This is a genomic window from Acidobacteriota bacterium, assembly GCA_003696075.1.
Taxonomy (GTDB): Bacteria; Acidobacteriota; Polarisedimenticolia; order J045; family J045; genus J045.
Window position 1 is genome coordinate 1 of the sequence record RFHH01000053.1, and the last position, 21,571, is coordinate 21,571.

The 21,571-nt window shown below is 71.6% G+C and carries 20 protein-coding genes; 12 read left to right on the top strand and 8 right to left on the bottom strand.

Going from position 1 to position 21,571, the window contains the following annotated elements; genetic code table 11:
* Positions 1-498, bottom strand: a 498-nt coding sequence (locus tag D6718_03110; protein ID RMG47624.1) for an ABC transporter ATP-binding protein, incomplete at its 3' end; no start/stop codon positions are given.
* A complete protein-coding gene (locus D6718_03115; GenBank protein RMG47591.1) occupies positions 407-1,675 on the bottom strand; it encodes an ABC transporter permease in 1,269 nt (422 codons plus the stop codon). The genes D6718_03110 and D6718_03115, both read right to left, overlap by 92 nt.
* A gap of 94 nt (positions 1,676-1,769) precedes the next feature.
* Between D6718_03115 and D6718_03120 the strand changes: the two genes are divergently transcribed.
* The gene (locus D6718_03120; protein RMG47592.1) at positions 1,770-2,384 is read left to right on the top strand and encodes a class I SAM-dependent methyltransferase; all 615 of its coding nucleotides are present in this window, start codon (positions 1,770-1,772) and stop codon (positions 2,382-2,384) included.
* A complete protein-coding gene (locus tag D6718_03125; GenBank protein ID RMG47593.1) occupies positions 2,359-3,693 on the top strand; it encodes a radical SAM protein in 1,335 nt (444 codons plus the stop codon). The genes D6718_03120 and D6718_03125 overlap by 26 nt, the downstream gene beginning before the upstream one ends.
* 446 nt (positions 3,694-4,139) lie before the next feature.
* On the opposite strand, the gene D6718_03130 is transcribed toward D6718_03125, so the two are convergent.
* Positions 4,140-5,639, bottom strand: a complete 1,500-nt coding sequence (locus D6718_03130; GenBank protein ID RMG47594.1) for a GNAT family N-acetyltransferase — start codon at positions 5,637-5,639, stop codon at positions 4,140-4,142.
* A gap of 204 nt (positions 5,640-5,843) precedes the next feature.
* On the opposite strand from D6718_03130, the gene D6718_03135 reads away from it, so the two are divergent.
* Positions 5,844-6,413, top strand: a complete 570-nt coding sequence (locus D6718_03135; GenBank protein RMG47595.1) for a hypothetical protein — start codon at positions 5,844-5,846, stop codon at positions 6,411-6,413.
* Positions 6,414-6,452: 39 nt separating this feature from the next.
* On the opposite strand, the gene D6718_03140 is transcribed toward D6718_03135, so the two are convergent.
* Positions 6,453-7,286, bottom strand: a complete 834-nt coding sequence (locus D6718_03140; protein RMG47596.1) for a mechanosensitive ion channel family protein — start codon at positions 7,284-7,286, stop codon at positions 6,453-6,455.
* A gap of 442 nt (positions 7,287-7,728) precedes the next feature.
* On the opposite strand from D6718_03140, the gene D6718_03145 reads away from it, so the two are divergent.
* From D6718_03145 to D6718_03155, 3 genes are read left to right on the top strand one after another with little or no spacing between them, the layout of a single operon-like run.
* Positions 7,729-8,292 carry a CYTH domain-containing protein gene (locus D6718_03145; protein ID RMG47597.1) on the top strand — a complete coding sequence of 188 codons (564 nt, stop codon included), beginning with the start codon at positions 7,729-7,731 and terminating at the stop codon, positions 8,290-8,292.
* The gene (locus tag D6718_03150) at positions 8,289-9,311 is read left to right on the top strand and encodes an NDP-sugar synthase (protein RMG47598.1); all 1,023 of its coding nucleotides are present in this window, start codon (positions 8,289-8,291) and stop codon (positions 9,309-9,311) included. Before D6718_03145 ends, D6718_03150 begins: the two co-directional genes overlap by 4 nt.
* Positions 8,939-10,324: a hypothetical protein gene (locus D6718_03155; GenBank protein ID RMG47599.1), complete on the top strand. Its 1,386-nt coding sequence runs from the start codon at positions 8,939-8,941 to the stop codon at positions 10,322-10,324. Before D6718_03150 ends, D6718_03155 begins: the two co-directional genes overlap by 373 nt.
* Here the strand turns inward: D6718_03155 and D6718_03160 are convergent.
* On the bottom strand, positions 10,293-11,357 hold the full coding sequence (locus D6718_03160) for a nuclear transport factor 2 family protein (GenBank protein RMG47600.1): 1,065 nt from the start codon (positions 11,355-11,357) through the stop codon (positions 10,293-10,295). The two genes, D6718_03155 and D6718_03160, sit on opposite strands and share 32 nt — an antisense overlap.
* 78 nt (positions 11,358-11,435) lie before the next feature.
* Positions 11,436-11,711 carry a hypothetical protein gene (locus tag D6718_03165; GenBank protein RMG47601.1) on the bottom strand — a complete coding sequence of 92 codons (276 nt, stop codon included), beginning with the start codon at positions 11,709-11,711 and terminating at the stop codon, positions 11,436-11,438.
* A 154-nt stretch (positions 11,712-11,865) separates the two neighbouring features.
* Here D6718_03165 and D6718_03170 point away from each other — a divergent pair, with 154 nt between their 5' ends.
* The 3 genes from D6718_03170 to D6718_03180 are packed head-to-tail and all read left to right on the top strand — an operon-like array spanning position 11,866 to position 14,684.
* Positions 11,866-12,861, top strand: a complete 996-nt coding sequence (locus D6718_03170) for a hydroxymethylglutaryl-CoA lyase (protein ID RMG47602.1) — start codon at positions 11,866-11,868, stop codon at positions 12,859-12,861.
* Positions 12,858-14,267 carry a cystathionine beta-synthase gene (locus tag D6718_03175; protein ID RMG47603.1) on the top strand — a complete coding sequence of 470 codons (1,410 nt, stop codon included), beginning with the start codon at positions 12,858-12,860 and terminating at the stop codon, positions 14,265-14,267. The genes D6718_03170 and D6718_03175 overlap by 4 nt, the downstream gene beginning before the upstream one ends.
* 21 nt (positions 14,268-14,288) lie before the next feature.
* Positions 14,289-14,684, top strand: a complete 396-nt coding sequence (locus D6718_03180) for a hypothetical protein (protein RMG47604.1) — start codon at positions 14,289-14,291, stop codon at positions 14,682-14,684.
* Here the strand turns inward: D6718_03180 and alr are convergent.
* A complete protein-coding gene (alr, locus tag D6718_03185) occupies positions 14,671-15,924 on the bottom strand; it encodes an alanine racemase (protein ID RMG47605.1) in 1,254 nt (417 codons plus the stop codon). The two genes, D6718_03180 and alr, sit on opposite strands and share 14 nt — an antisense overlap.
* A 334-nt stretch (positions 15,925-16,258) precedes the next feature.
* On the opposite strand from alr, the gene D6718_03190 reads away from it, so the two are divergent.
* Complete coding sequence (locus tag D6718_03190) at positions 16,259-16,837, top strand: tRNA-(ms[2]io[6]A)-hydroxylase (protein RMG47625.1); 579 nt, start codon at positions 16,259-16,261, stop codon at positions 16,835-16,837.
* A 281-nt stretch (positions 16,838-17,118) separates the two neighbouring features.
* Here D6718_03190 and D6718_03195 read toward each other — a convergent pair whose 3' ends face one another.
* Entirely contained in the window at positions 17,119-18,564 is a 1,446-nt protein-coding gene (locus D6718_03195; protein RMG47606.1) for a sigma-54-dependent Fis family transcriptional regulator, read from the bottom strand.
* Between the two features lie 38 nt (positions 18,565-18,602).
* Here D6718_03195 and D6718_03200 point away from each other — a divergent pair, with 38 nt between their 5' ends.
* A complete protein-coding gene (locus D6718_03200) occupies positions 18,603-19,661 on the top strand; it encodes a PAS domain-containing protein (protein ID RMG47607.1) in 1,059 nt (352 codons plus the stop codon).
* Between the two features lie 45 nt (positions 19,662-19,706).
* Complete coding sequence (locus D6718_03205) at positions 19,707-21,374, top strand: methylmalonyl-CoA mutase (protein ID RMG47608.1); 1,668 nt, start codon at positions 19,707-19,709, stop codon at positions 21,372-21,374.
* The last annotated feature ends 197 nt before the right edge of the window (positions 21,375-21,571 follow it).

The window sequence follows — 21,571 nt, forward strand, 5'->3', positions numbered from 1 at the left end:
CCTCGCATCGGCGAAATCCCCCAGGCCGAAGCGCTCGATGAGCGACTCGACGCGTTGCCGCACCCGGCTGCGCGGGAAGCCGTTGACGAGGGCGAAGAACTCGAGCGTCTCCCGGGCCGTCAGGCGCGGGTAGAGCGCGGTGGAGGAAGAATGGAAACCCAGCGACCGCCGTACGGCGACCGGCTCCTCGACGATGTCGTGCCCCATCACGGTCGCCGTTCCGGAGGTCGGGCGGATGATGGTCGAGAGCATCCGCAAGGTGGTGGTCTTGCCGGCCCCGTTGGCTCCGAGGAGACCGAACACCTCGCCAGGACGACACTCGAAGTCGATGCCGTCCACCGCGCGGACTTCCCCTCGCGACTCGTCGTGGAAGACCTTGACCAGCCCCCGTGCGGCCACCGGAATCTCAGCCACGGCCCGCCTCCGTCGGCCGGCCGCGCCGCAGGACCCGGCGGAGGAGTGACGCCGGTGAGCGGCCCGGCGCCCCGAGCAGGAAATCCTCGCGTCCGATGATCCGGGATGCGGCGAGGAGACACAGCGCGATCGCGGCTCCCTGGACGCCGACGGCGGCGGCGATCGCCGGCCAGGAGAAAACGCCGTTGAGTGCGTCGCGGAGCATCAGCAGGACGCCCACCACCGGAACGGCGGCCCAGCGCAGGTCGAGCCGGATGTCCGGATCTTGAAGGAGGAGCAGCGGCAGAACGGTCAGCAGATACAGGGGAACGACCATCGACTGACCCTCGCGGAATGTGCGGGCGGCCGAGGCGGCCAGCATCATCAGGGCAGCGAGCAGCAGGGCGACCGCCACGATGCCCGCCGCGAACAGGAGAACCGTCCCCGGAGACAGGCTGAAGCGGAAGTCGGCCGTCCGGGAGCCCAGAATCGGCGCGAGCATGAACCTCATGCTCGCCACCATCGCGGCGACGTTGAGCAGGCCCGCGAGCGCGCCGAGGGTGGCGACGTGAAGGTACTTGGCGGCGGCGACCTGCCAGCGCGGGACGGCCAGCGTCAGCGTCGTCTCCCACGTCGAGCGTTCGCGCTCGCCGGCGGTCGCGTCCACCGCCGGCGCCATCGTGCCGACGGCGACGATGATGACGACGAGCAGCGGCAGCATCATCCCCAGCAGGTACGCTCCCATCTGGCGGCCGGTCGCTGCGTTCCTCCGCTCCACGGCGAACAGCACCCAGTCGCGATCGGGCACTCCTGCTCGCCGGGCCCGGTCGGCGGCATCGTCGGCGCGCAGGCGACCGACGATCTCCTCCAGTCGCGTCTTCGCCATGCGGCTGCGGTCGCGAGCGCCGTCGTACTCGAGGACCAGAGCCGGACTTCGTGCTCCCGGGGCCGGCGCACCGACCGAGAGAACCGCATCGACCCGGCCGGAGCGCAGCTGCTCTTGCGGGGTCCCGCCGCCTGCAACTTCGACGATCTCGAGGTCTTCCGCCGCCAGGATCCGCTCGCGCAAGGCGGGCAGCTTCCCGCCGTCCCGCAGGAGCACGCGTCCCCGGAGCCCTTCGACCTGCCCCTGAACGAAAGTCACCCCGGTGAAGATGAGCCAGATGAGCGTCGGGTAGAGGAAGATCGGTATCAGCACGCTGGAGACCAGGATCGTCCGTTCGCGGAGGGAGCAGCGCAGCTCGCGCCGGTACAGGGCGAAAAGGGGCCGCCAGCGGTTCATCGCGGGATTGTACCGCGGTGCGCGAGGGCCGGAGCCCGCGATCCGGGGCCCGCGATCCCGTAGACTCGTGCGGCGCGCCCGGGCGAGGAGGGCGATGGGCTTCTATGGGGAAACGGTTCTCCCGCGGCTGATCCACTTCGTGCTCGGCCGCCGCGCCATCTCCCGGCTGCGGAGCCGCCGGCTCGCCGGGGTGCGGGGAGTCGTCGTCGAGATCGGTTTCGGCAGCGGACTGAGCCTCCCGCACTACACGCCGGCGGTCACCCGCCTGATCGGCATCGATCCCACCAGAGGCGCGCTCCGGCTCGCACGGGACGTCCTGGCGTCCGCGCGCTTCCCGGTCGCACTCGTCGCCGCGAGCGCCGAACACCTCCCGCTGGCGGACGGATCGGCCGACGCGGTGGTCAGCGCCTTCACGCTGTGCTCGATCCCCGACGTCGACCGAGCCCTCGCCGAGGTCGGCCGGGTGCTCCGTCCCGGCGGGGAGCTCCACTTCGTCGAGCACGGTCTTTCCGACGAGCCCCGCACGGCCCGCTGGCAAGAGCGGCTGACGCCCCTCCAGCGGCGTCTCGCGGGCGGATGCCGCCTCGACCGCGAGTTCGGGGGACTCGCGCGCCGGGCCGGCTTCGTTCTGGAGGAGCTGGAGCGCTTCCGTCTTCCCGGCCCCCGGATCCTCACCGAAATCTATGCGGGCATCGCGCGGCGCCCGTGAGTCGGCGGCCGGCCCCGCCGCTATACTGCGCCGGTCCGCGGCCGGCGGCGGCTGCGGGGGAGGGCGCTCGCGCATGACCCCCGGCGGAAGGTGCCGGACCGAATCCCGCCCGCAGTTGTCGCTCAACGACGACCCGCGCCTGTCGCGCTACGTCGTCGTCGAGCGGGGACCGGATGGAACGCGGCGGCTTCGGCACACCGTCACGTGGAGCACGCTCCCGCCGGACGCGCCGGAGGAAGCGCTCCGCGCGGAATTCTTCCTCGCGGGTCAGGAAGAGGAGGCGCTCGAGCGGCGCCTCGCATCCGAACCGACGCGGATCGCGCTCACCCTGGTCGTGACGTGGCGGTGCAATCTGCGCTGCACGCACTGCAGCGTGCTGCACCGGCTCGTGCGGCGTGAGGAACGCGGGCTCCGCCCGGGGGATTTCCGGGACTTCGTGGAGCGGTGGCGCCACCGGGTCGCCCCGCCGGAAGGTTTCACTCTCTCTCTGGTCGGCGGTGAGCCGCTCCTCGAGCCGGACCTGTGCAGCGAGGCGGTATCGGCGGTGAGGGGCGGGGGGACCGCCCGGTGCGACATCACGACGAACCTGGCGGTGATCCTGCAGCCGGCACACATCGAGCTCCTTTCCCGCCTCGACGCGATCGTCGTCAGCCTGGATGGACTGGAGGAAGCCCACAACGCCCAGCGCCGGCCCTACCGGGACGGCTTCGATCCGTTCCGCCGGACCTGGGAGAACCTGGAGAGGCTGGTGGCGGAAGGGCTCGCCGATCGGATCCACGTCCAGGGGGCGGTGCGCGACCCCTACGGCACGATCGAGCACTTCGAGAACTACCAGCGGGCGCTGATGGCGATCGGGATCCGCTGGGACCGGATCTCGTTCGGGGCGGTGCACCCGACCGTGCGAGATCCGGCCGTCCAGCGCACCTTCCTCCGGACGCTCCGCGACCCTCTCCCGCGGTGGCAGATGTGCTGCAAGTACCGTGGCGGCCGGTCCTTGACGGTCGGTCCCGACGGGGGCGTCTACTCCGACTTCTACGATTACGAGCGTCTCGGCAGTGTCGGCGATCCGCCGGAGGCGATCCTGGAACGGTTCCGGGCGCTCGCCCGCTCGATGCCGGCGCTCCGCGATCCGACATGCCGCGCCTGCCCGGTGCTCGGGTGCTGTTGGGGCGGCTGCACGAACGCCCGCCTCCTCGTGGGGGATCGGCCGAGCGAGCATTGCGGCCGGGAATCGCTGATCCGGACGGTGCGCCGCCTGGCCGAGGAGGGACGCCTCCCGGAACACGGCGCCCGACCGCGTTGCGGCTGAGCGGCACGCCCGGCCCGCCCCTGGCGAGGCCGGCGGAGCCCGCCCCTCGTTCCGGGACGCGGATGCGGAGCCGAGCAGCCGCGCGAACGCGGCGGCGCCGGCGGGCGCCTCGGGCCACTTTGGGTCGGTGATCCATCCCGCCGACCGGGCGGAACGAGAGCCAGGCCGGGGCCGGAGAGCCCCGCCGGTCCCCGGCTCCGGGCCGGACGGAAAGAGGCGCGCAGGGGCACGGGAAGGCGAACCTCCCATGGTGCGTTCCCGTGTCCGATCCACCGACCGCTCGTCGGTTGCGGCTCGATGGCCGCGAGATCGGCCCGATATCTGCATGTGGCGCCGAGTTGCGCGGCGTTTCGCACCGTCGGGGTGTACCGCCCGCCCGATCCGGACACCCCGCTGCCGTCGCCGCGCGGACCCGCGCGCTCCGGCGCCGGGTCCTCGGCCCGGCGTCAGCCACCCGGCCAGGGAAGGGGGGCTTCGTGAAGGAAGGCTTCCGGCCCCGACCCCGGCCCATCCGCCCAGTTCGCCTCGACGGGCTGACCGCAGGCGGTCGCCAGATCGGCGAGCCAGCGGGTGGGGTCACCCGGGAGACCCCGAAGGACCACGACCTGGCGCACCGGCCGGTGTCCGTTCTGGCCCGGTGCTCCGACCCGGGCGAGGGCTTCGGGTGGCTCCCCCAGCGCCCACCATTCGTCGCCGGGTGTCCACGTCGCCCGCAGCCGGGCCACGCTCGTCGCACCCACCGCCGTGGCCAGGTACAGCTCGAGCCGCGAGTCGATCTCGAGCCTCCGCGCGGTTCGGCGGGCGGGCGCCGCAGCCGGCTGCGCCCGGAGGCGCCGTCCCGGCGGCCGCGCCACCGCCGCCCGGCGCCGCCGTCGCAGGCGCCGGCGCGCGGAAGCGGCGGCGCGGGAGGCGGCGTGCCGGACCGGTGCCACCAGCCTCGCCACCGAGCGGCGCCGCGTCGCGCAGAGGGTGAGAAGCCGGGGGCGTTCCGGGCCGAGCTGGTCCTTCTGCGGTCCGCGGCCGGGCAGGTAATCGACGAGGGCCGGCGGACTCGCGGCGAACTCGCTCTCGAGTCCGCGCCACATCACGATCGTTCCCGCGCTGAGGGCAGCGAGCCTCCGGTCGTAGACGGTGGAATAGGCGACGGCGACCTCCCCGACGCGGAACCAGATGATGGCGGCGGCCGGCACACCTGCGACCCGGAGCACGTGCAGCCGGGACCAACCGCGGCGGTCACCCCAAGCGAGCAGCGCCTCGCGGTGGCGGGCGGTGATTGGGTGGAGCGGCCCCTTCCACCCGCGCGCGTGGAGTTCGCGGTAAACGTGAAAGGCGGCGCTCGCCGGGCGCGCGCGACCGCCGAACGAATCGACCGCGAGGGGCCCGAGCCGAGCGGCCTTGTTGCTGAAGTTCTTCACCGTCCGCTCGTACTTGCGGAAGCGGCGCCTGAAGCGATCCCACGGCTCGCCGGCAGGAGCGAGACACTCCGCGGTTCCCGGGCGCAGCCGAACCGAGAAGCCCGCCGCCTCGAGGGCCCGCGCGAGGAGGGGAGTGGCGGGATCGCGCTCGGGAAGGAGCGGAAGATCCAGCTCCCGGATCCCGGTCGAGGCCACCGCCTCGGCGAGCGCCTCCAGAACCTCGCGCCGGGGGCTCTCTCCGGCGAGCGCGGCCCGGACGCGCGGGCGGAAGTCGAGCCCGGCCGCTTCCCACCGCCCGGACCGGCGGGCGACCAGGGGCAGCACGGCGACGAGCCGCTCCCCCTCGAAAACCGCCGGGAGCCGCAGCGCCGGTTCCACCTCCGGGGCGGCGTCCAGCCAGGCCCGAAGCCAGCTCCACGAGTCGTAGAGGTCGGCCTGCACACCCCGGGACGGCGGCAGAGCGTCCCAGGCGCGAGCGAGCGGGTCATCCGCTCCGGGCATCCTCTCGATGAGCCGCGCCGCGAGGTGCACGCCGCCGGGACCTCCGCGGGGGCGCCCCGCCGGGGCCCCGCCTCGCCTGCTCCCCGGAGGACCGTAGGTCCGATCCCGGCACGCCCGCAACCGCCGCTCGTCCCGACCGGACGACCGCTGGCGGCCGAGGCGTTATGGTGGACCCGTCCGGCCCGTTATCAGGGCGGCGGGAGGCCACCGGCCGACCCGCGAGGAGAACACGCCATGCCATCCCTCCGACCCAGCCCTCGATTCAGCGTCGCGGCCATCCTCGTGGCTCTCCTGGCGAGCGGCCTCGCGGCCGCCCAGGAGCGCTGGCTCCACGTCCGCATCGTGGACGCCTCCGACGACGCGACAGACGTGAAGATCAACCTTCCGCTGGAGACGGTGCGCGCCTTGCTTCCCGCTTTCCAGGAGGCGGTCCGGGAGGCATACCGTGAGGTCAGGAGCGATCTGGCGGAGCAGGGGGTGGACCTCGAGGCGATCCGCCAGGCGCTGCAGAACGTGCCCGACGGCGAGTTCGTCACCATCCAGAGTGCCGGGGAGAACGTCCGGATCGCGAAGGAGAAGGGTTTCCTCGTGGTGCGGGTGAACGAGGCGGACAAGGAGCGGGTCGACCTGAAGGTTCCGACCCGGGTCTTCGAGGTGCTCGTCGCCGCCGGGGACGACGAGAGCGTGGACCTCGCGGCGGCCCTCGACGCGCTTGCCGAGACCACCGGGCAGGATCTCGTCCAGGTGACCGACGGGGAGAGCCGCATCCGCATCTGGATCGATGAAAAGGAGACCGCCGACTGAACCGGGCGGCGGGCCGGGACGGCAGGCCCGGCCCGCGGCTCAGGACACGGCAGCGCCCTTGAGGTGCACGTCGTGCTGAGGGTAGGGAATCGAGCACCCCGCCGCCTCCAGCTCTTCCTTGATCTTCCTCAGCAGGTCGAAGCGGAGCGGCCAGTAGTCCTCGCGGCGGCACCAGGGGCGGACGACGAGGTCCACGGAGGATTCCCCGAGCGCCGAGACCGCCACCACGGGGGCCGGATCCGACAGCACGCGAGGGTCCTCGCCGAGCACCCGCTCGACAGTCTCGACGGCGGTCGACAGATCGTCGTCATAGGACACGCCGACGACGATCTCGAGCCGGCGCGTGTCGTCGGCCGTGTAGTTCCTGATGGTCGCGCCGAAGACCTGGGAGTTCGGGATCAGGACACGCACGTTGTCGGGGGTGTCCAGCACGGTCACGAACGGTCCGATCTCCCGGACGCTACCGGCGACGCCGCCGATTTCGACGAAATCGCCGACCTGGAAGGGCCGGAAAATCAGAAGCATCACCCCCGAGGCGAAGTGCGCGAGGGTTCCCTGAAGCGCCAGGCCCAAGGCCAGTCCCGCTGCGCCGAGCAGCGCCACGAGCGAAGCGGTTTGCACGCCGAACAGGCCGAGGACCGCGGTGACCACCAACGCCAGGAACCCGTAGTACGCGAGGTTGCATAGGAAGGGCGAGAGCGTCGGATCGATCCGGGACCGCTGGAGGCCGCGCTCGAGGGCGGACCGGATGGCGCGGGCGGCGATCCATCCGAGAAACAGGACGGCCAAGGCTCCCAGAGCCTTGAGTCCCCAGACGGACAGCATGGCCAGCAACGGCTCCGCCAACTGGGTGAAGCGGGTTGATCCAGGCATCGTTCCTCCGATCTTCGAGCGGACGGTGGAGCATCCGCCTGCGGTCGCGACTCGCGACGATCATAAGAGGTGCTTCCCCGATGGTGCGCTGTCGCGCCGGTGGGGCGCGGGGGCGGCCCGTCCCGTCTTGCCTCCCGCATCCGGGACGCGCGCGCCGATCGGCCCCTCCGCCACACGCCGGATCCGGCATTCTCCGGCACGACCCGAAGGCGAAAGACCCGCCGCTCGCGCTTCCGCGGCAACCGCCGCGCCTTCGAAGCCGCCCGCCGCTCCGAGCCGCCTTTCTGTCCCGACTCCCCCTGCCGCGCCCACCGCACCGGCGCCCGCTCCCGCGGCTGGTCGTCCCGCCGCCGCGGCGGTCCTGTCGGGAACCGTGCGAAGAGACGCCCGGCGCCGAAAACGCGCCGCGAAGGAAGCACCTCCGTCTGGTAAAATCAGCAAGATGCGGGAAATCGAGGTGAAGGTCGAGGTCCGCGATGCCGATGCCGCGCGCGCCCGGCTCGGTGCAGCCGGGGCGGTGGCACGAACGCCACGGTACTTCGAGGACAACCGCGTCTACGACGACGAGAGCCGTTCGTTGGAGCGCAGCGGCCGCCTGCTCCGCCTGCGCTCGATCGGCAACCGGCACATCCTCACCCTCAAGGAGACGCCCGATCCCGAGGAGGGGGCGGAGCGGTACAAGGTCCGCCTCGAGCACGAGACGACGGTGGGCGATCCGCACGAAGCGGACCGGATTCTCCGCTCGCTCGGTTTTCTCGTCGCCTACCGGTACCAGAAATACCGGCAGAGTTACCGCTTGGGCGAGGTGACGGTGGAGCTGGACGAGACGCCGCTGGGCGTGTTTCTCGAGCTCGAGGGCCAACCGGTCGATATCGACGCTGCCGCCGAGCGGCTCGGTTTCGGCCCGTCGGACTACATCACCAAGACCTACCGGATGCTTCACCGCGAGAGGAGCCGCTCGGAGACTCCCGGCGATCTCGTGTTCGAGGACCGGCCGCCGGCGTGAGCTTCGAAGGCGCGGCGATGGTCCTCGCGGCGGGGCGCGGCGTCCGGATGCGACCCCTGACGGACGCCCGGGCCAAGCCGACTCTGCCGGTGTTGGGCATGTCTCTGCTGGAGCGGATCGTGCGGTTCTTGGCGGCGGAAGGGATCCGGGCCGTCGCCGTCAACGCCCACCACGCCGCGGCGAGCGTGCGCGCGTGCCTCGACCGGTGCAGCGATCTGCCGGTCCAGCGAGAGCTGTTCGTGGAGCCCGAGCTGATGGGCTCCGGGGGAGCCTTCGTGGCGCCGCGCTCGCTCCTCGCCTGCTCCGAGAGCTTCCTCGTTCACAACGGCGACACGCTCGTGCGCGCGCCGGTGGAGGAACTGGCACACGCCGCGCAGCGGCCGGACACTCTCGGCGCCCTGCTCGTCCGGCCCGGCCGCGTTCCCGGGTATCGCCCCGTCCTCGTTCGCGACGGGCGGGTCGTGGGTCTGTCCGGCGACGCCGCGGCGCAGGTCGGCGAGCCGGCGACCTACCTCGGGGTCGCGGTGTTCCGGAGGGCGGTTCTCGACGCCGTGCCGCCGGACCGGCCCTCCGAGCTGTTCGGCGACGTCCTTCTCCCGCTGGTCGCCCGGGGCATGAGGCTCGCGGCCGTTCCCTACCGCGGTCCGTGGCTCGAGTTCACCTCTCCCCCCGACTACCGCCGGAAGCTGGTGCGCCTCGTTCTGGAGTCGCGGGAACGTGGCTCCGCCGATCTTCCCGGCGGTCCGGCACCGTGCCGTCCGGTTCCCGAGGGGTGCTGCTTTTTCGGCGAGGGAGCTGTCGCCGCCGATTCCCGTCTGGCCGGGGGGGTGGTCCTCGAGCGCGGGGCACGGGTGATCGGATCGAGCGTCTCCGACTCGGTTCTACTCGAGCAGGCGCAGGTGGGTCCAGGTTCGCGGCTCGAGCGCGCGGTGGTCGCGGCCGGCTCGCGGGTGTCCCCCGGAACCGTGGTTCGCGACACCGTGCACGGATCGGAGCCGGCCCGGGAGAAGGACCGGTGACCACCGCCGACCGCCGCCAGCCCACCCTCGAGGCGCTCTGCCGCCGTTTCGGCGCCGAGCGTGCGGAGAGAATCGCACCCGATGCCTCGACGCGCGCTTTCTACCGCCTCCATCGCCGCCACGGAACCGCCGTCCTGCTCGTCGACGAGCGGGGCGGACCGGCCGCCGCGGAACGCATGGTCCGGGCCCATGGGCTGCTGGCGGGCATCGGCGTGCCTGTCCCGGCGCTGCTCGACCGAGAGGAATCGGCCGCCGCGCTGCTGTTCGAGGACGCCGGCTCGTGCCTTCTCGCGGAAGCCTGGCCGGAACTCCCTCCGGCGCGCCGGCGCGTTCTGTACGAGGAGCTGGCGGCCATCGCCGCCGCGATCGCCGTCGAGGGCACGGCCCGCCTGAGCCCCGGCGATCCGCTCGCCGAGCGGCCGCTCGGGCGCGAACGGCTCCGGATCGAGCTGGCGATGTTCGCCGTGCACGACGTGGCCGGCCGGAGGGGCGTCACCGACCGGGGGCTTCTCGGGGACCTGTCGCGGCTGCTCGACAGGATCGCGGCCGAGGCGGCCGCGTGCCCGCGCGAGTTCTCCCACCGTGACCTCCACTCCCGGAACGTCATGCTCGCGGCGGACGGCGGTTTGCGGATCCTCGACTTCCAGGACGCACTCCTCGCACCGAGGCACTACGATATCGCCTCGCTTCTCCTCGATCCCTATGTCGACCTCACCCCCGACGTGCGGGAGGCGGCGGCGGAACGCTACCGGAACGAACGAGGCTTCACGTTGGGGCTCGATGCGGACCCGCGGTTCCCCTGGGTGGGGCTGCAGCGAATGCTGAAGGCGATCGGCACCTACGCTTTCCAAGCCTCCCGCGCTCGACGGCCCCGTTTCCTCGCCCACATTCCGCCGGCTGAACAGCGCGCGCTCGAGCTGTGTGACAGGCTGTCGGGGCCGATCGGCCGCCTCGCGAAGGATCTGCTCGAAAAGATCGGCTTCACTCGGAACCGAACGACACGTCGTGGGTGATCTGCCATCCTGCCGCCCCGCGTGAGATCACCAGCATGGTGTATCCCGATCGCACGCCGGACGGGTCGTCCTCTCCGGTGCGCAGCGTCCAGCGCGCCACCACGACGACCGAGTTTCCTTCCGCTCCCGGGAATCGAATCTCGAGTGGCTCGAGTTCCAGGTGCCCCATCGCGCGCCGATCGGGGTAGCGGCGCCGGTAGCGGGCCTCCACGGCCGCGCGGCCCCGGGTGAGGCCTCCCGGGCCGAGAAACGAGGCGTCGTCGGCGTACGCCGCACAGAAGGCGCCGATGTCCCCGGCGTTCCAGGCCGCCACCTGATCGGCGAGCAGGTGACGGACTTCCCGCTCCGCTGTCGGGGCCGGAGCGCCCGGCACGCCGTCACGCGCGCATGCCGACACGGCCACAAGAGCCAGCGCGAGCCATCCCGGGAACCACCGCCGTCTCACGGGTGACACGTCTCCTCCGCACCGGACGGCCGCGCCAGATCGACCAGTTCCGCGCGGTAGGTGCGGACCGCCAACGTCTGCCGATGGACGAGCCTCAGGTCGGTCGCCAGGTGGAGGGTTCGGAGCAGCGCCACCGGATCGATCGTTTCCGACGGTCCGGGCCAAGCGCTCAGCGAGAGAAGCGCCGAACCGATCCCGGGCACCCGCGAGGCGACGAGCAGCCGGCCGCCCCCCGCGTCTCCGAGTGCTCTCGCCAGGGACGGCCACCCCTCCCGGGGCAACTCCTCGAACAGCTCGACGGCCACCGCGGCGTCGATCCTTTCGGCGTCCCCGGAGAGGCGCCGCAACTCCCGGGCGGCGGCTTCCGCGTCCGGAAGGCCGGACGCGAGGAAGTCGACGGTTCTCACCGATGCTCCGGCGGCCTCGAGGATGCGAGCGAGCGGGGCGAGGCCGATGCCGGCCGCCAGGATCGTGCGGTTCGCAACCGGCCGGAGGCGCTCGAGGATCGCCGCGAAGAGAAGCCGCCTTCCCTCGACCGCGTTCGCCTCGATCCAGCTCGCCGGGGTCTCGCGCCCGATCCGGCCCCAGGCGCGCAACCGCTCGTCCGGCTCGGGTCCGCGGGGGGAGGCGGTCGCTCCGGTCTCCGCCATCGGTCCGGCGTCCCGATCAGACGGGGGGCGGCAGAGTGCTTCCCGGCGGCTTGCCGCGCCCGCGCGGCGGGGGCTCCTCCGGGACGGGAGGTACGGTCCGCCCCTGACGCGCGAGCAGCTCCCGCGCGGCGTGGACCACGTCGGCATGCACGCCGTGAAGCGCCGCGACCGACTCCGGATGACCCTGGAGGACGAACTCGACCCCCAGGCGGTGGTTGCGGGCGCGGTCGAGCAGCAGGCGCGCAGCGCTTTCGAGCTCCCGCGCGTTCCGCGGCCCCCAATCGCCGGTCACCGAGACCTCCTCGCTCCGTCCGCCGGGGGGCGCACCCTCATCCCGAACGGCTGCCGCAATTTACGGCAACCACCCGGCCCGGTCAACCGCCCGGATCGCACGGCGAGCTGGCGGTATATTGGGGACCGCCCCCGAGCGGGCGCGGAGATCCCGAATGGCCTTCCCCAAGCGAGTCATCTTCTGCGAGTGCTGGGCCCGCGACGGGCTCCAGTCGGTTCCGGTCTGGGTGCCGACGGATCGCAAGCTCGAGATGATCGAGAGGTTCGTCGACGCCGGGTTCCCGAAGATCGAGGTCACCTCCTTCTCGCATCCGAAACTGCTGCCGCAGTTCCGTGACGCCGAGGAGGTTCTCCGCCGGCTGCCGAGAACGGGCCGGGCCGCCGATGTCTCCTACGTCGTGCTCATGCCGAACGAGCGCGGATTCGACCGGTTCGAGCGGTGCGTCGAGGAGGGCTACGGGGCGCACGAGATCATCCTCATGATCTCCGCCAGCGAGGAACACAACCTCCGCAACTTCCGCATGCGCCATGAAGAGGCCTTCCGGGCGCACGAGCGCATCATGCGCCGGGCGCACCGGCTCGGCGTGCATGTGATCGGCTGTGCGGGCACGGTCTACGGCTGCCCGATCATGGGGGACGTTTCGTTCGAAGCGGTGGCCAAGATCGTTCGCTTCTACCTCGACAACGGGGCGCGGACGATCATGCTCGGCGACACCACCGGGATGGCGAACCCCGTGCTCGTCAAGGAGCGCATCGGCCGGCTGATGGACACCTTCCCCGGCGCCCAGTTCATCGCGCACTTCCACGACACCCGGGGCACCGGCATCGCCAACACCGTGGCGGCCCTGGAGACGGGTGTGGTCTACGTGGACGGCTCCGTCGGGGCGATCGGCGGGCAGCCGGCGACCGGAGCGCCGAAGTACCATGTCGGCTACACGGGCAACATCTCGTCGGAAGACACGGTGGCGCTCCTGCACGAGATGGGAATCGAGACCGGTATCGACCTCGACAAGCTGATCGAGGCCGGCCGGCGGGCCGAGGAGATTCTCGGGATGAAGCTGCGCTCGGAAGTGGTGCGCTGCGGTCCGGTCAATCACGGTCCAGCGCCCGCCGAGAAGGGCGAGGGGGAACGTCTCGTGTTGCCCGAGTGACCGGCCCGGCGGACTGCGGCGGCCGCGGAGGCGAGGCGATGCTCTACGACAACATTCTCGAGGCGATCGGAAAGACCCCGCTCGTGAAGCTCCACCGGGTGGGATCGCACCTGAAGTGCAACCTGTACGCGAAGTGCGAATTCCTCAATCCGGGCGGTTCCGTGAAGGACCGCATCGGATATCGCATGGTTCTCGACGCGGAGCGGGAAGGGCGCATCAAGCCGGGCGATACCCTCATCGAGCCCACCAGCGGGAACACCGGGATCGGACTCGCCCTCGCCGGGGCGGTGCGCGGTTACCGGGTCATCATCACCATGCCGGAGAAGATGTCCCGGGAGAAGCAGGTGGTGCTCGAGGCGCTCGGGGCCGAGATCATCCGCACCCCGACCGAGGCCGCCCACGACAGTCCCGAGAGCCACATCATGGTCGCCCGGCGCCTTCAGGCGGAGCTGCCCAACGCCCACATCCTGGACCAGTACTCGAACCCGTCCAACCCGAATGCCCACTACGACACGACGGCCCAGGAAATCCTCGACGACCTCGATGGCGAGGTCGACATGGTGGTGATCGGGGCCGGCACGGGGGGGACGATCACGGGGGTCGCTCGCCGGATCAAGGAGGTCCGCCCCCAGTGCATCATCGTCGGCGCCGATCCGGTGGGCTCGATCCTCGCCGGCGGCGACTATGTCGCACCGTACAAGGTCGAGGGCATCGGGTACGACTTCATTCCCGAGGTGCTCGACCGCAGCTTGGTCGACGTCTGGGTGAAGACGACGGACCGGGCCTCGTTCCAGCTCGCACGGCGACTCATCCGCGAGGAAGGGCTTCTCGTCGGCGGGTCGAGCGGAGCGGCGATGTACGCCGCCCTCAAGCAGGCACCGCGCCTGCGCGCCGGCCAGAATTGCGTCGTTCTCATGCCGGACGGCGTGCGCAACTACATGACCAAGTTCGTGGACGACAAGTGGATGCGCGACAACCGCTTCCTCGGGGTTTCCGACCAGCACGGGACGGTGGGGATGCTGGCGGCGGCGAAACCGACACAGGAGATCGTCACCGTCAACCATGGCGACCCGGCGCAGCGCGCCATCGAGCTGATGCGCGAGAACGGCGTGTCGCAGCTACCGGTGGTCGAGGAGGGCAAGCTGGTGGGGCTGCTAACCGAGGACGGGCTGCTCCAGTTCCTCGCGTCAGGGCAGGACGTCGAGACCGCGAGCGTCGACGACATCATGAACCGCTCGGTGCCGACGGTGGAGGAGGAGACGCCGATCACGGCGCTGCAGAGCCTGCTGCTTCAGTCGGGCAGCGTGGTCGTCGTCGACGCGGAGCGCAGGCCGGTCTCCATCCTGACGAAGATCGACCTGGTGGAGTGGATGGCGGCGCACCCGGCTCTCGAGGAAGCCGACTGATCCGCCGCCCCGGGAGGGACCATGTCCCGCAGAACCCTGGCGGCCGCAGCGGCCGTCTTCGTCCTCTGGGCGATGCTCGACTTCGTCATCCACGGGATGATCCTGCGCGGGGTCTACGAGCGCACAGAGCGCCTCTGGCGGCCCGAGGGCGAGATGCGGATGGGGTTGATGTACCTCGTGCTGGCTGTGGCCGCGCTTTGCTTCACCCTCGTCTACGAACGCTTCGTCGGCCGCCGGAACGTCCGAGTCGCCGTTCTCTACGGCCTGCTCTACGGCGTGGGCACCGGCGTCTCGATGGGATTCGGCACCTACTCCGTGATGCCCATCCCGCAGGTCCTGGCGGTGGGCTGGTTCGCCGGGGCGGTGGTCGAGGCGACGGCGGGCGGGCTCGTCCTGGGGCTCGTCATCCGGGAGTGACCGTCCCCCTCACCGGGATTCGCGGAAGAGCGGGGTTCAGCCGGGAGAGGACCTCGTAGGCGATCGTTCCCGACCACTCGGCGAGGTCCCCCGCGCGGATCTCCTCCTCGCCCGACCGGCCGATGAGGACGGCCGGCATGCCGGCCGCCGCCTCCGCGATGTCGGTGACGTCGGCCATCATCATGTTCATGCAGATCCGGCCGACGACCGGCGCGCGGCGCCCCGCCACCAGCACGTACGCTCGGTTCGACAGCGAGCGCGTGTACCCCTCGTAGTAGCCGACGGGAAGCACGGCGATCCGCGTGGCCCGCGTGGCGCGCCACGTGCGGCCGTAGCCGACGTAGCCGCCGGGCGGGACCGTCTTCACCTGGGCGATCACCGCCTTCCAGGCGAGCACCGGAACCAGCCGGAACCCGGAGAGACCGCGCTCGCGCGCGGAAACGAACGTCTCGCGCGACGGCCACTGCCCGTAGAGACCGATCCCCACCCTGACCATGTCGAAATGGGTTTCGGGGAAGAGGACCGCGGCCGCCGAACATGCGGCGTGACGGTACCGCGGCCGGATCCCCTCGGCCTCGAGCCGGCCCACCGCGTCGCGGAAGCGGGCCAGTTGCTCCATGGCGAAACGGTGATCGGTCGTGTCCTCGATGTCGGCGAAATGCGTGCTCAGCCCCTCGAGCCGAAGCTCGGGGGCAGAGGCGACCTCTCGCGCGAGTGCCAGCACGTCCTCCAACGGGAGTCCCTGGCGGTGCGTTCCCGTCTCCAGCTTCAGGTGAACCCGTGCGGGCTTCCCCGTCCGTCGCGCCGCCCGGCGCAGCCGCTCGAGCGCGGCCCCGTCGTAGACGGTCACCGCCAGATCGGCGGCGACGGCGTCCGGGAGATCCTGGGCCGGGACATGCTGGAGGATCAGCACGGGGACGCCGTCCCCGGCGATCCTCCGCGCGTCGAGGGCCTCGGCGAGGTTGCCGACGCCGAGCCACTCGGCACCCGCGTCCAGCACAGCCGGTACGACGAGTTCCGCCCCGTGGCCGTACGCGTTCGACTTGACCACCGCCATCAGGCGTGCGCCCGGCGCGAGCCGGGAGCGGAACGCGCGCACGTTGGCGGCGAGCGCGTCCAGATCGATCTCGAGCCAGCTCACCGTCCCGGCCGGCAGCCCCTTGGGACGTGCGGCGACCGTTTCGAGCTCCGTCGGTTGTGCCGTTTTCCGCGCCACTCTACGACCTCCGCGGCCGATCATACCCGACGGGCCGCCGCCGCGACCCGTTCCCCTCGAGCGGCGCGCCGTCCCCCGCCCGGTGGCGGCGGCCCCGGCAGCCTTCGAGGGCAAAGGGCCATCTCGCGAACGGCGCCGCTCGGCTGCCGGAAGCCCTCGGCGTGCCCGACACCTCCGGGGTCCGGGCTCCCGGTCCGCGGCCGGAACGGTCGTGGGGAAACTGCTTCGGTGCCGCCACGGCGACCAGCTCGCGGCCGGGCTCGCCGCCCCGATCCGGGAAGTCGGTGGACCGCGCTATGCTGGAGCTGTGACGATCGAACGCGATGCAGGAAGCGACGACCCGCTCCGGGGCCTTCCGCTGGCGCAGCCGACGCCCCCGGAGTGGATCGATCGCGCCCTCGGCGACCTCGACGCGCTGCTCGCCGATCACGCGCACTGCGAGCTCAAGGCAGCATCGACGGCACTGGCGCTGATCGGACGCTATCCGCAGCATCCGTTCCTCGTCACGGCGATGATCGGGCTCGCCCACGAGGAGCTCCATCACTTCCGTCAGGTGCTCGAGCGGCTCGAGCGCCGCGGCGTTCCGCTCGGCCGACCGCCGGAAGACCGATACGTCCGGCGGCTGCGCCAGCTCGCGTGCGAAGAACCGGGGGGCCTGGGCGCGCTCCCCGACCAGCTCCTCGTCTGCGCCTTCGTCGAGGCCCGCTCTTGCGAGCGCTTCCGGCTGCTGGCGGCGGCGCTCGACGCCGACGCCGAGCACGGACTCGGCCGCTTCTACGCGCGCCTCGCAGCCGCGGAGGGCCGGCACTGGGAGCTGTTCCGCGATCTGGCGGTGCGGCTGTGCGGCGAGAGGCCGGTCGCGGCGCGGATCGAACGGCTTGCGAGGCTCGAATCCGAGCTGGTCCGCGCGCTCCCGCCCGCACCCCGGATGCACTGAGCGAGCCGCGGGGCATCACTCCGGCTCGAGGCGGCCGTCCCGATTCGGAATCCTGCGGGGGCGGTATCGGAGTCGCCGGGCCGCCTGCACAGGTGCCCGCGGCGGCGATCCCGGCGGAATCGGTGCGTTTCTGATCGGAGCCGGCCCAGGTGCGGTTCCGCTCCACATCCGCGCGGGCGTCGCAGACGCCGTCCAGCCCAGGCGCGGCGGTGCGCGCCGTCACGGCGCGCGAGGCGCATGTCCTCCCCCGGGCCTCCGAGCGTCGCCTTCACCGCGCCGGCTCAGCTTCCGGTCGGCTGCAGGCCGTACTTGCGCAGCTTGCGGTAGAGCGTCGTCCGGCCGATCGCGAGGCGGCGCGCCGTGAGGCTCAGGTTGCCGCGGCACAGCTCGAGGCAGCGGACGATGTGACGGCGTTCCATCTCCTCGAGGGTCGGGATGCGGTCCCCGCCCGGCATGCCGGACGACGAGGCCGCTCCCACCGGAACGCCGCGCCGGATCGCCGCCGACGGCGCGAGGCGGTCGCCACCGGCCGCTTGGACACGAGGCGGAAGATGCTCGGGAGCGATCGCAGCGGTGCCGGCAAGGACGATCGCGCGCCGGATCACGTTCTGCAGCTCCCGCACGTTTCCCGGCCAGTCGTACGCCTCGAGCATCTCCATCGCGGCCGGCGTGATGCCCCTCGGGCGCGGCTCCGCCGCCGAGAGCAGGATGTGCTCGGCCAGCAACGGAACGTCTTCCCGTCGCTGGCGCAGCGGGGGGATGGTGATCGGGTAGACGGCGACGCGATAGAAGAGGTCGGCGCGGAACCGCCCCTCTTGGACCTCTCGCTCGAGGTCGCGATTGGTGGCACAGATGATCCGCACGTCGACCGGTCGCGGCGAGGACGAGCCCAGCCGGACGACCGCGCGGTCCTGGATGGCGCGCAGCAGCTTCGCCTGCAGTGCGGGGCTCATCTCGCCGATCTCGTCGAGGAACAGCGTTCCCCCATCCGCCGCCTCGAACCGGCCCGCGCGGTCCCGGTCGGCGCCGGTGAAAGCGCCCTTGACGTGACCGAAAAGCTCGCTCTCGAGAAGTGCGTCGGGCAGCGCCGCGCAGTTGACGGCGACGAAGGGAGCGTCCCGGCGCGGGCCTTCCCGGTGGATCGCGCGGGCGACCAGCTCTTTCCCCGTACCCGACTCCCCCTGGATCAGGACGGTGAGGTCCGTCGGGATCACCTTCTCGAGGAGCCGGGCGACTTCCCGAAGCCCGGAACGGATGCCGACGATGTCGTCGAGGGAGGTCCGCGGACCGAGCGCCTGCCGGAGCAGTTCGACCTCGCGGGAGAGATCGTGCAGCTCCAGAGCGTTCCGCACGGCAATGGACAGGCGTTCCGTCTCGAAAGGCTTGGTGAGCAGGTCGCGGGCCCCCGCCTTCATCGCCTCCACGGCGCTGGCGATCGACGCTTGCCCGGTCAACACGATCACCGGCACGTCCGGCCGCGTGGCCTGCATCTTCCGGAGGACCTCGAGACCGTTGATGTCCGGAAGCCGAAGGTCGAGCAGAACGAGGGAGGGCGACCGCCGCTCGAAGGCGACCAACGCCTCGCGGCCGGTGCCCGCCAGGACGGTCCGGTAACCGGCGCGGCCGAGGAGCGTCTCGAGCCAGCGGCGCACGCCTGGCTCGTCGTCGACCACGAGGATCAGCGGTTCCCCGGGCTGGTCCGCGGCGTTTGGCGATCGGTTCGGCATGCTCCCGCTCCTCATTTCCGGCGCTCGCGAGGGCAAATATGGTGACCGGCGGACAGGTGTGCCATCCCGGGACGGTGCCCCGTCCCGAACCGGTGCGCCCGCACCGGTGGCGGCCCTCCGGTGGACGCGTTTTTGCGTTCGAAATTGTTCGTTACATTCCGAAATCATCCGAGTCACCCCATGGCACGGACGTTGCTTCAGCTCGGGCGAAGCCGCCGTCCGGCCGCCCGCGTGTCAGCCCCAACATGCGGAGCGGTCGGGCGGCGGAGCAGCATCGGCTGACTGGGGCGGAACCGGGCGGGATGCGAACCTTCCCCTTCCTTTCGACGGGACGCGACGCGGAACGGGCCGCCCGGGAGGGGGAGGAGCTTCTTCCCGGGGTGCTTCTCGCCGAGCTGCCCGACCCGGTGGCCGCCGCCGACTCCGCAGCGCGGCTGCTGTGGGCCAACCCGGCCTTCGCCGCCTTCTTCGGCCGTGAGATCGATCCGGAGGCGCCGCCCGCGGTGGGCCAGCTCGCCGGCCCCTATGCCGACTCGATGGAGGGGCTGCGGCTGACCGATCTCGTCCGGTGCGGCGAGGGCCGCACCGAGGTGACGCTGTTCGACGCCCAGGGTCTCTCGCACTGCTGCGAGGTGCGCGTCCGGGTGCTCGAGCCTCCCTGCGGCGCGGCCACACGGCTCCTCGTGGTCCGCGATCTGGAGCCTTTCCAAAAACGCAGCACGGAGCTCCTCGTGCGGGCGGAGGAGAGCCGAAGGGAACGCGCGATGCTGGAAGCGATGGCGAGGGTGCTCGACGTGGGCGTGGTCGCCGTCGACGACGCCGAGCGCGTGCTGATCGTCAACGAGCGGGCGCGCGAGGAGTTCGATCTCGACGGCCTTCGCGTCGAGGGGCAGGTTCTCGCCGATGTCCCGCTCCCGCTCGCCGTCCGCGGGGCGTGGCTCACCTTCATCGCCACCGGCGCGCCGCGCGAAGAGCGAAGGGTGCGCCTCCGCCGCGGCACGGAGACGCGCGACCTCACGGTCAAGTTCGTGCGCGTCCGGGGCCCGCACGACCGCCCGCTGGGAAGCGTCCTCGTCCTCGACCCGGCGGCGCGCTGAGCGCCCCCGCGTGCTAATCTGCCGGTCCTCCGAAGGGCCGGCGCCATGGACGAGCGAGACCGGATAGCGAGCGAGAAGGCCCGCTGGGAACGCGAGCGGGTGGCGCCCGCCGTCTCCAAGGTCCCGGAGCGGCGGGAGCGTTTCGAGACCTCCTCTGGAATCCCCGTCGAGCGGCTCTACACCCCCGCCGACAGACCGGCGGGGGGCTACGCGGAGCGGCTCGGGTTCCCCGGAGAGCCGCCGTTCACCCGCGGCGTCCAGCCGACGATGTACCGGAGCCGTTTCTGGACGATGCGCCAGTATGCGGGGTTCGGGACGGCCGAGGAGTCCAACGCACGCTACCGCTATCTCCTCGAGCGCGGCCAATCGGGCCTCTCGGTGGCGTTCGACCTGCCGACACAGATGGGGCTCGACTCCGACAGCCCTTTGGCGCGGGGCGAGGTGGGCAAGGTCGGCGTCGCGATCGATAGTCTCGAGGACATGGAGGTGCTCCTGCGCGGCATACCCCTCGACCGCGTCAGCACCTCGATGACGATCAATGCCACCGCCTCGATCCTGCTGGCGATGTACGTCGCGGTGGCGCGAAGACAGGGCGTTCCCCTGGACAAGCTGCGCGGGACCGTCCAGAACGACATCCTGAAGGAGTACATCGCCAGGGGAACGTATATCTTCCCTCCCCGCCCTTCGCTGCGTCTCGTGACCGACATCTTCGCCTGGTGTGCCGAGAACGTTCCGCAGTGGAACACGATCTCGATCTCCGGCTATCACATCCGCGAGGCCGGAGCCACGGCGGTGCAGGAAGTCGCGTTCACGCTCGCCAATGCGACGGCCTACGTCGGTGCGGCCCTGGAGGCGGGGTTGCCGCTGCAGCGGTTCGCCCCGCGGCTTTCCTTCTTCTTCAACGCCCAGATCGAGATCTTCGAGGAAGTGGCGAAGTTCCGCGCCGCCCGCCGCCTGTGGGCGAAGATCATGCGCGAGCGGTTCGGCGCCACCGACCCCGCCTGCTGCCGCCTGCGCTTCCACGCTCAGACGGCCGGAGCCTCGCTGACGGCGCAGCAGCCGGAGAACAACGTCGTTCGGACCGCCTACGAGGCACTCGCGGCGGTGCTCGGAGGGTGCCAGTCCCTTCACACCAACGCGCTCGACGAGGCGCTCGGTCTGCCGACCGAGCGCACGGCACTGCTGGCGCTCCGCACGCAGCAGGTTCTCGCGCACGAGACGGGGGTGGCGGATACGGTCGATCCCCTCGCCGGCTCCTACTTCGTGGAGAGCCTCACCGACGAGATCGAACGCCGCGCCTCCGAGCTGCTCGCGCGGATCGACGAGCTCGGCGGCGCCGTGGCCGCGATCGAGCGCGGCTTTCCGCAGCGGGAAATCGCGGACGCCGCGTACCGGCTGCAGCGCGCCATCGAGTCGGGAGACAGAGTGGTGGTCGGGGTCAATCGCTTCCGGGAGGGGGCGGAGCCCGACGTTCCGGTGCTGAAGGTACCGGAAGAGCTCGAGCAGCGGCAATGCGCACGCCTTGCCGAGGTGCGCCGGCGCCGCGATCCGGTGCGCTGGAGGCGCGCCATCGACGCGGTCCGCGACGCCGCCGCCGGCCACGGCAACCTGATGGAGCCGATCCTCGAGGCGGTCGAGGCGCACGCGACCGTGGGCGAGATCAGCACGGCGCTCGCCGACGTCTTCGGCCGCTACGACGGGCCGGCGTTCTGACGGCGGTAGCGGCGTCGTTCGTCCGCCGCGGCTCGCCTTTCCGCCCGCACGCGCAGGCGCTCCCTGCGCGGCCGGATCGCACGCACGCGCCAACGGTCACGGGAGGTGCTTCGCGGGCGGTGCGATACCGGCACGAGATCTCGAGAAGCGAACAGCTGCGATGCTGCCTTGGCCGGCGGGCCCACCGGGGTTGGCGG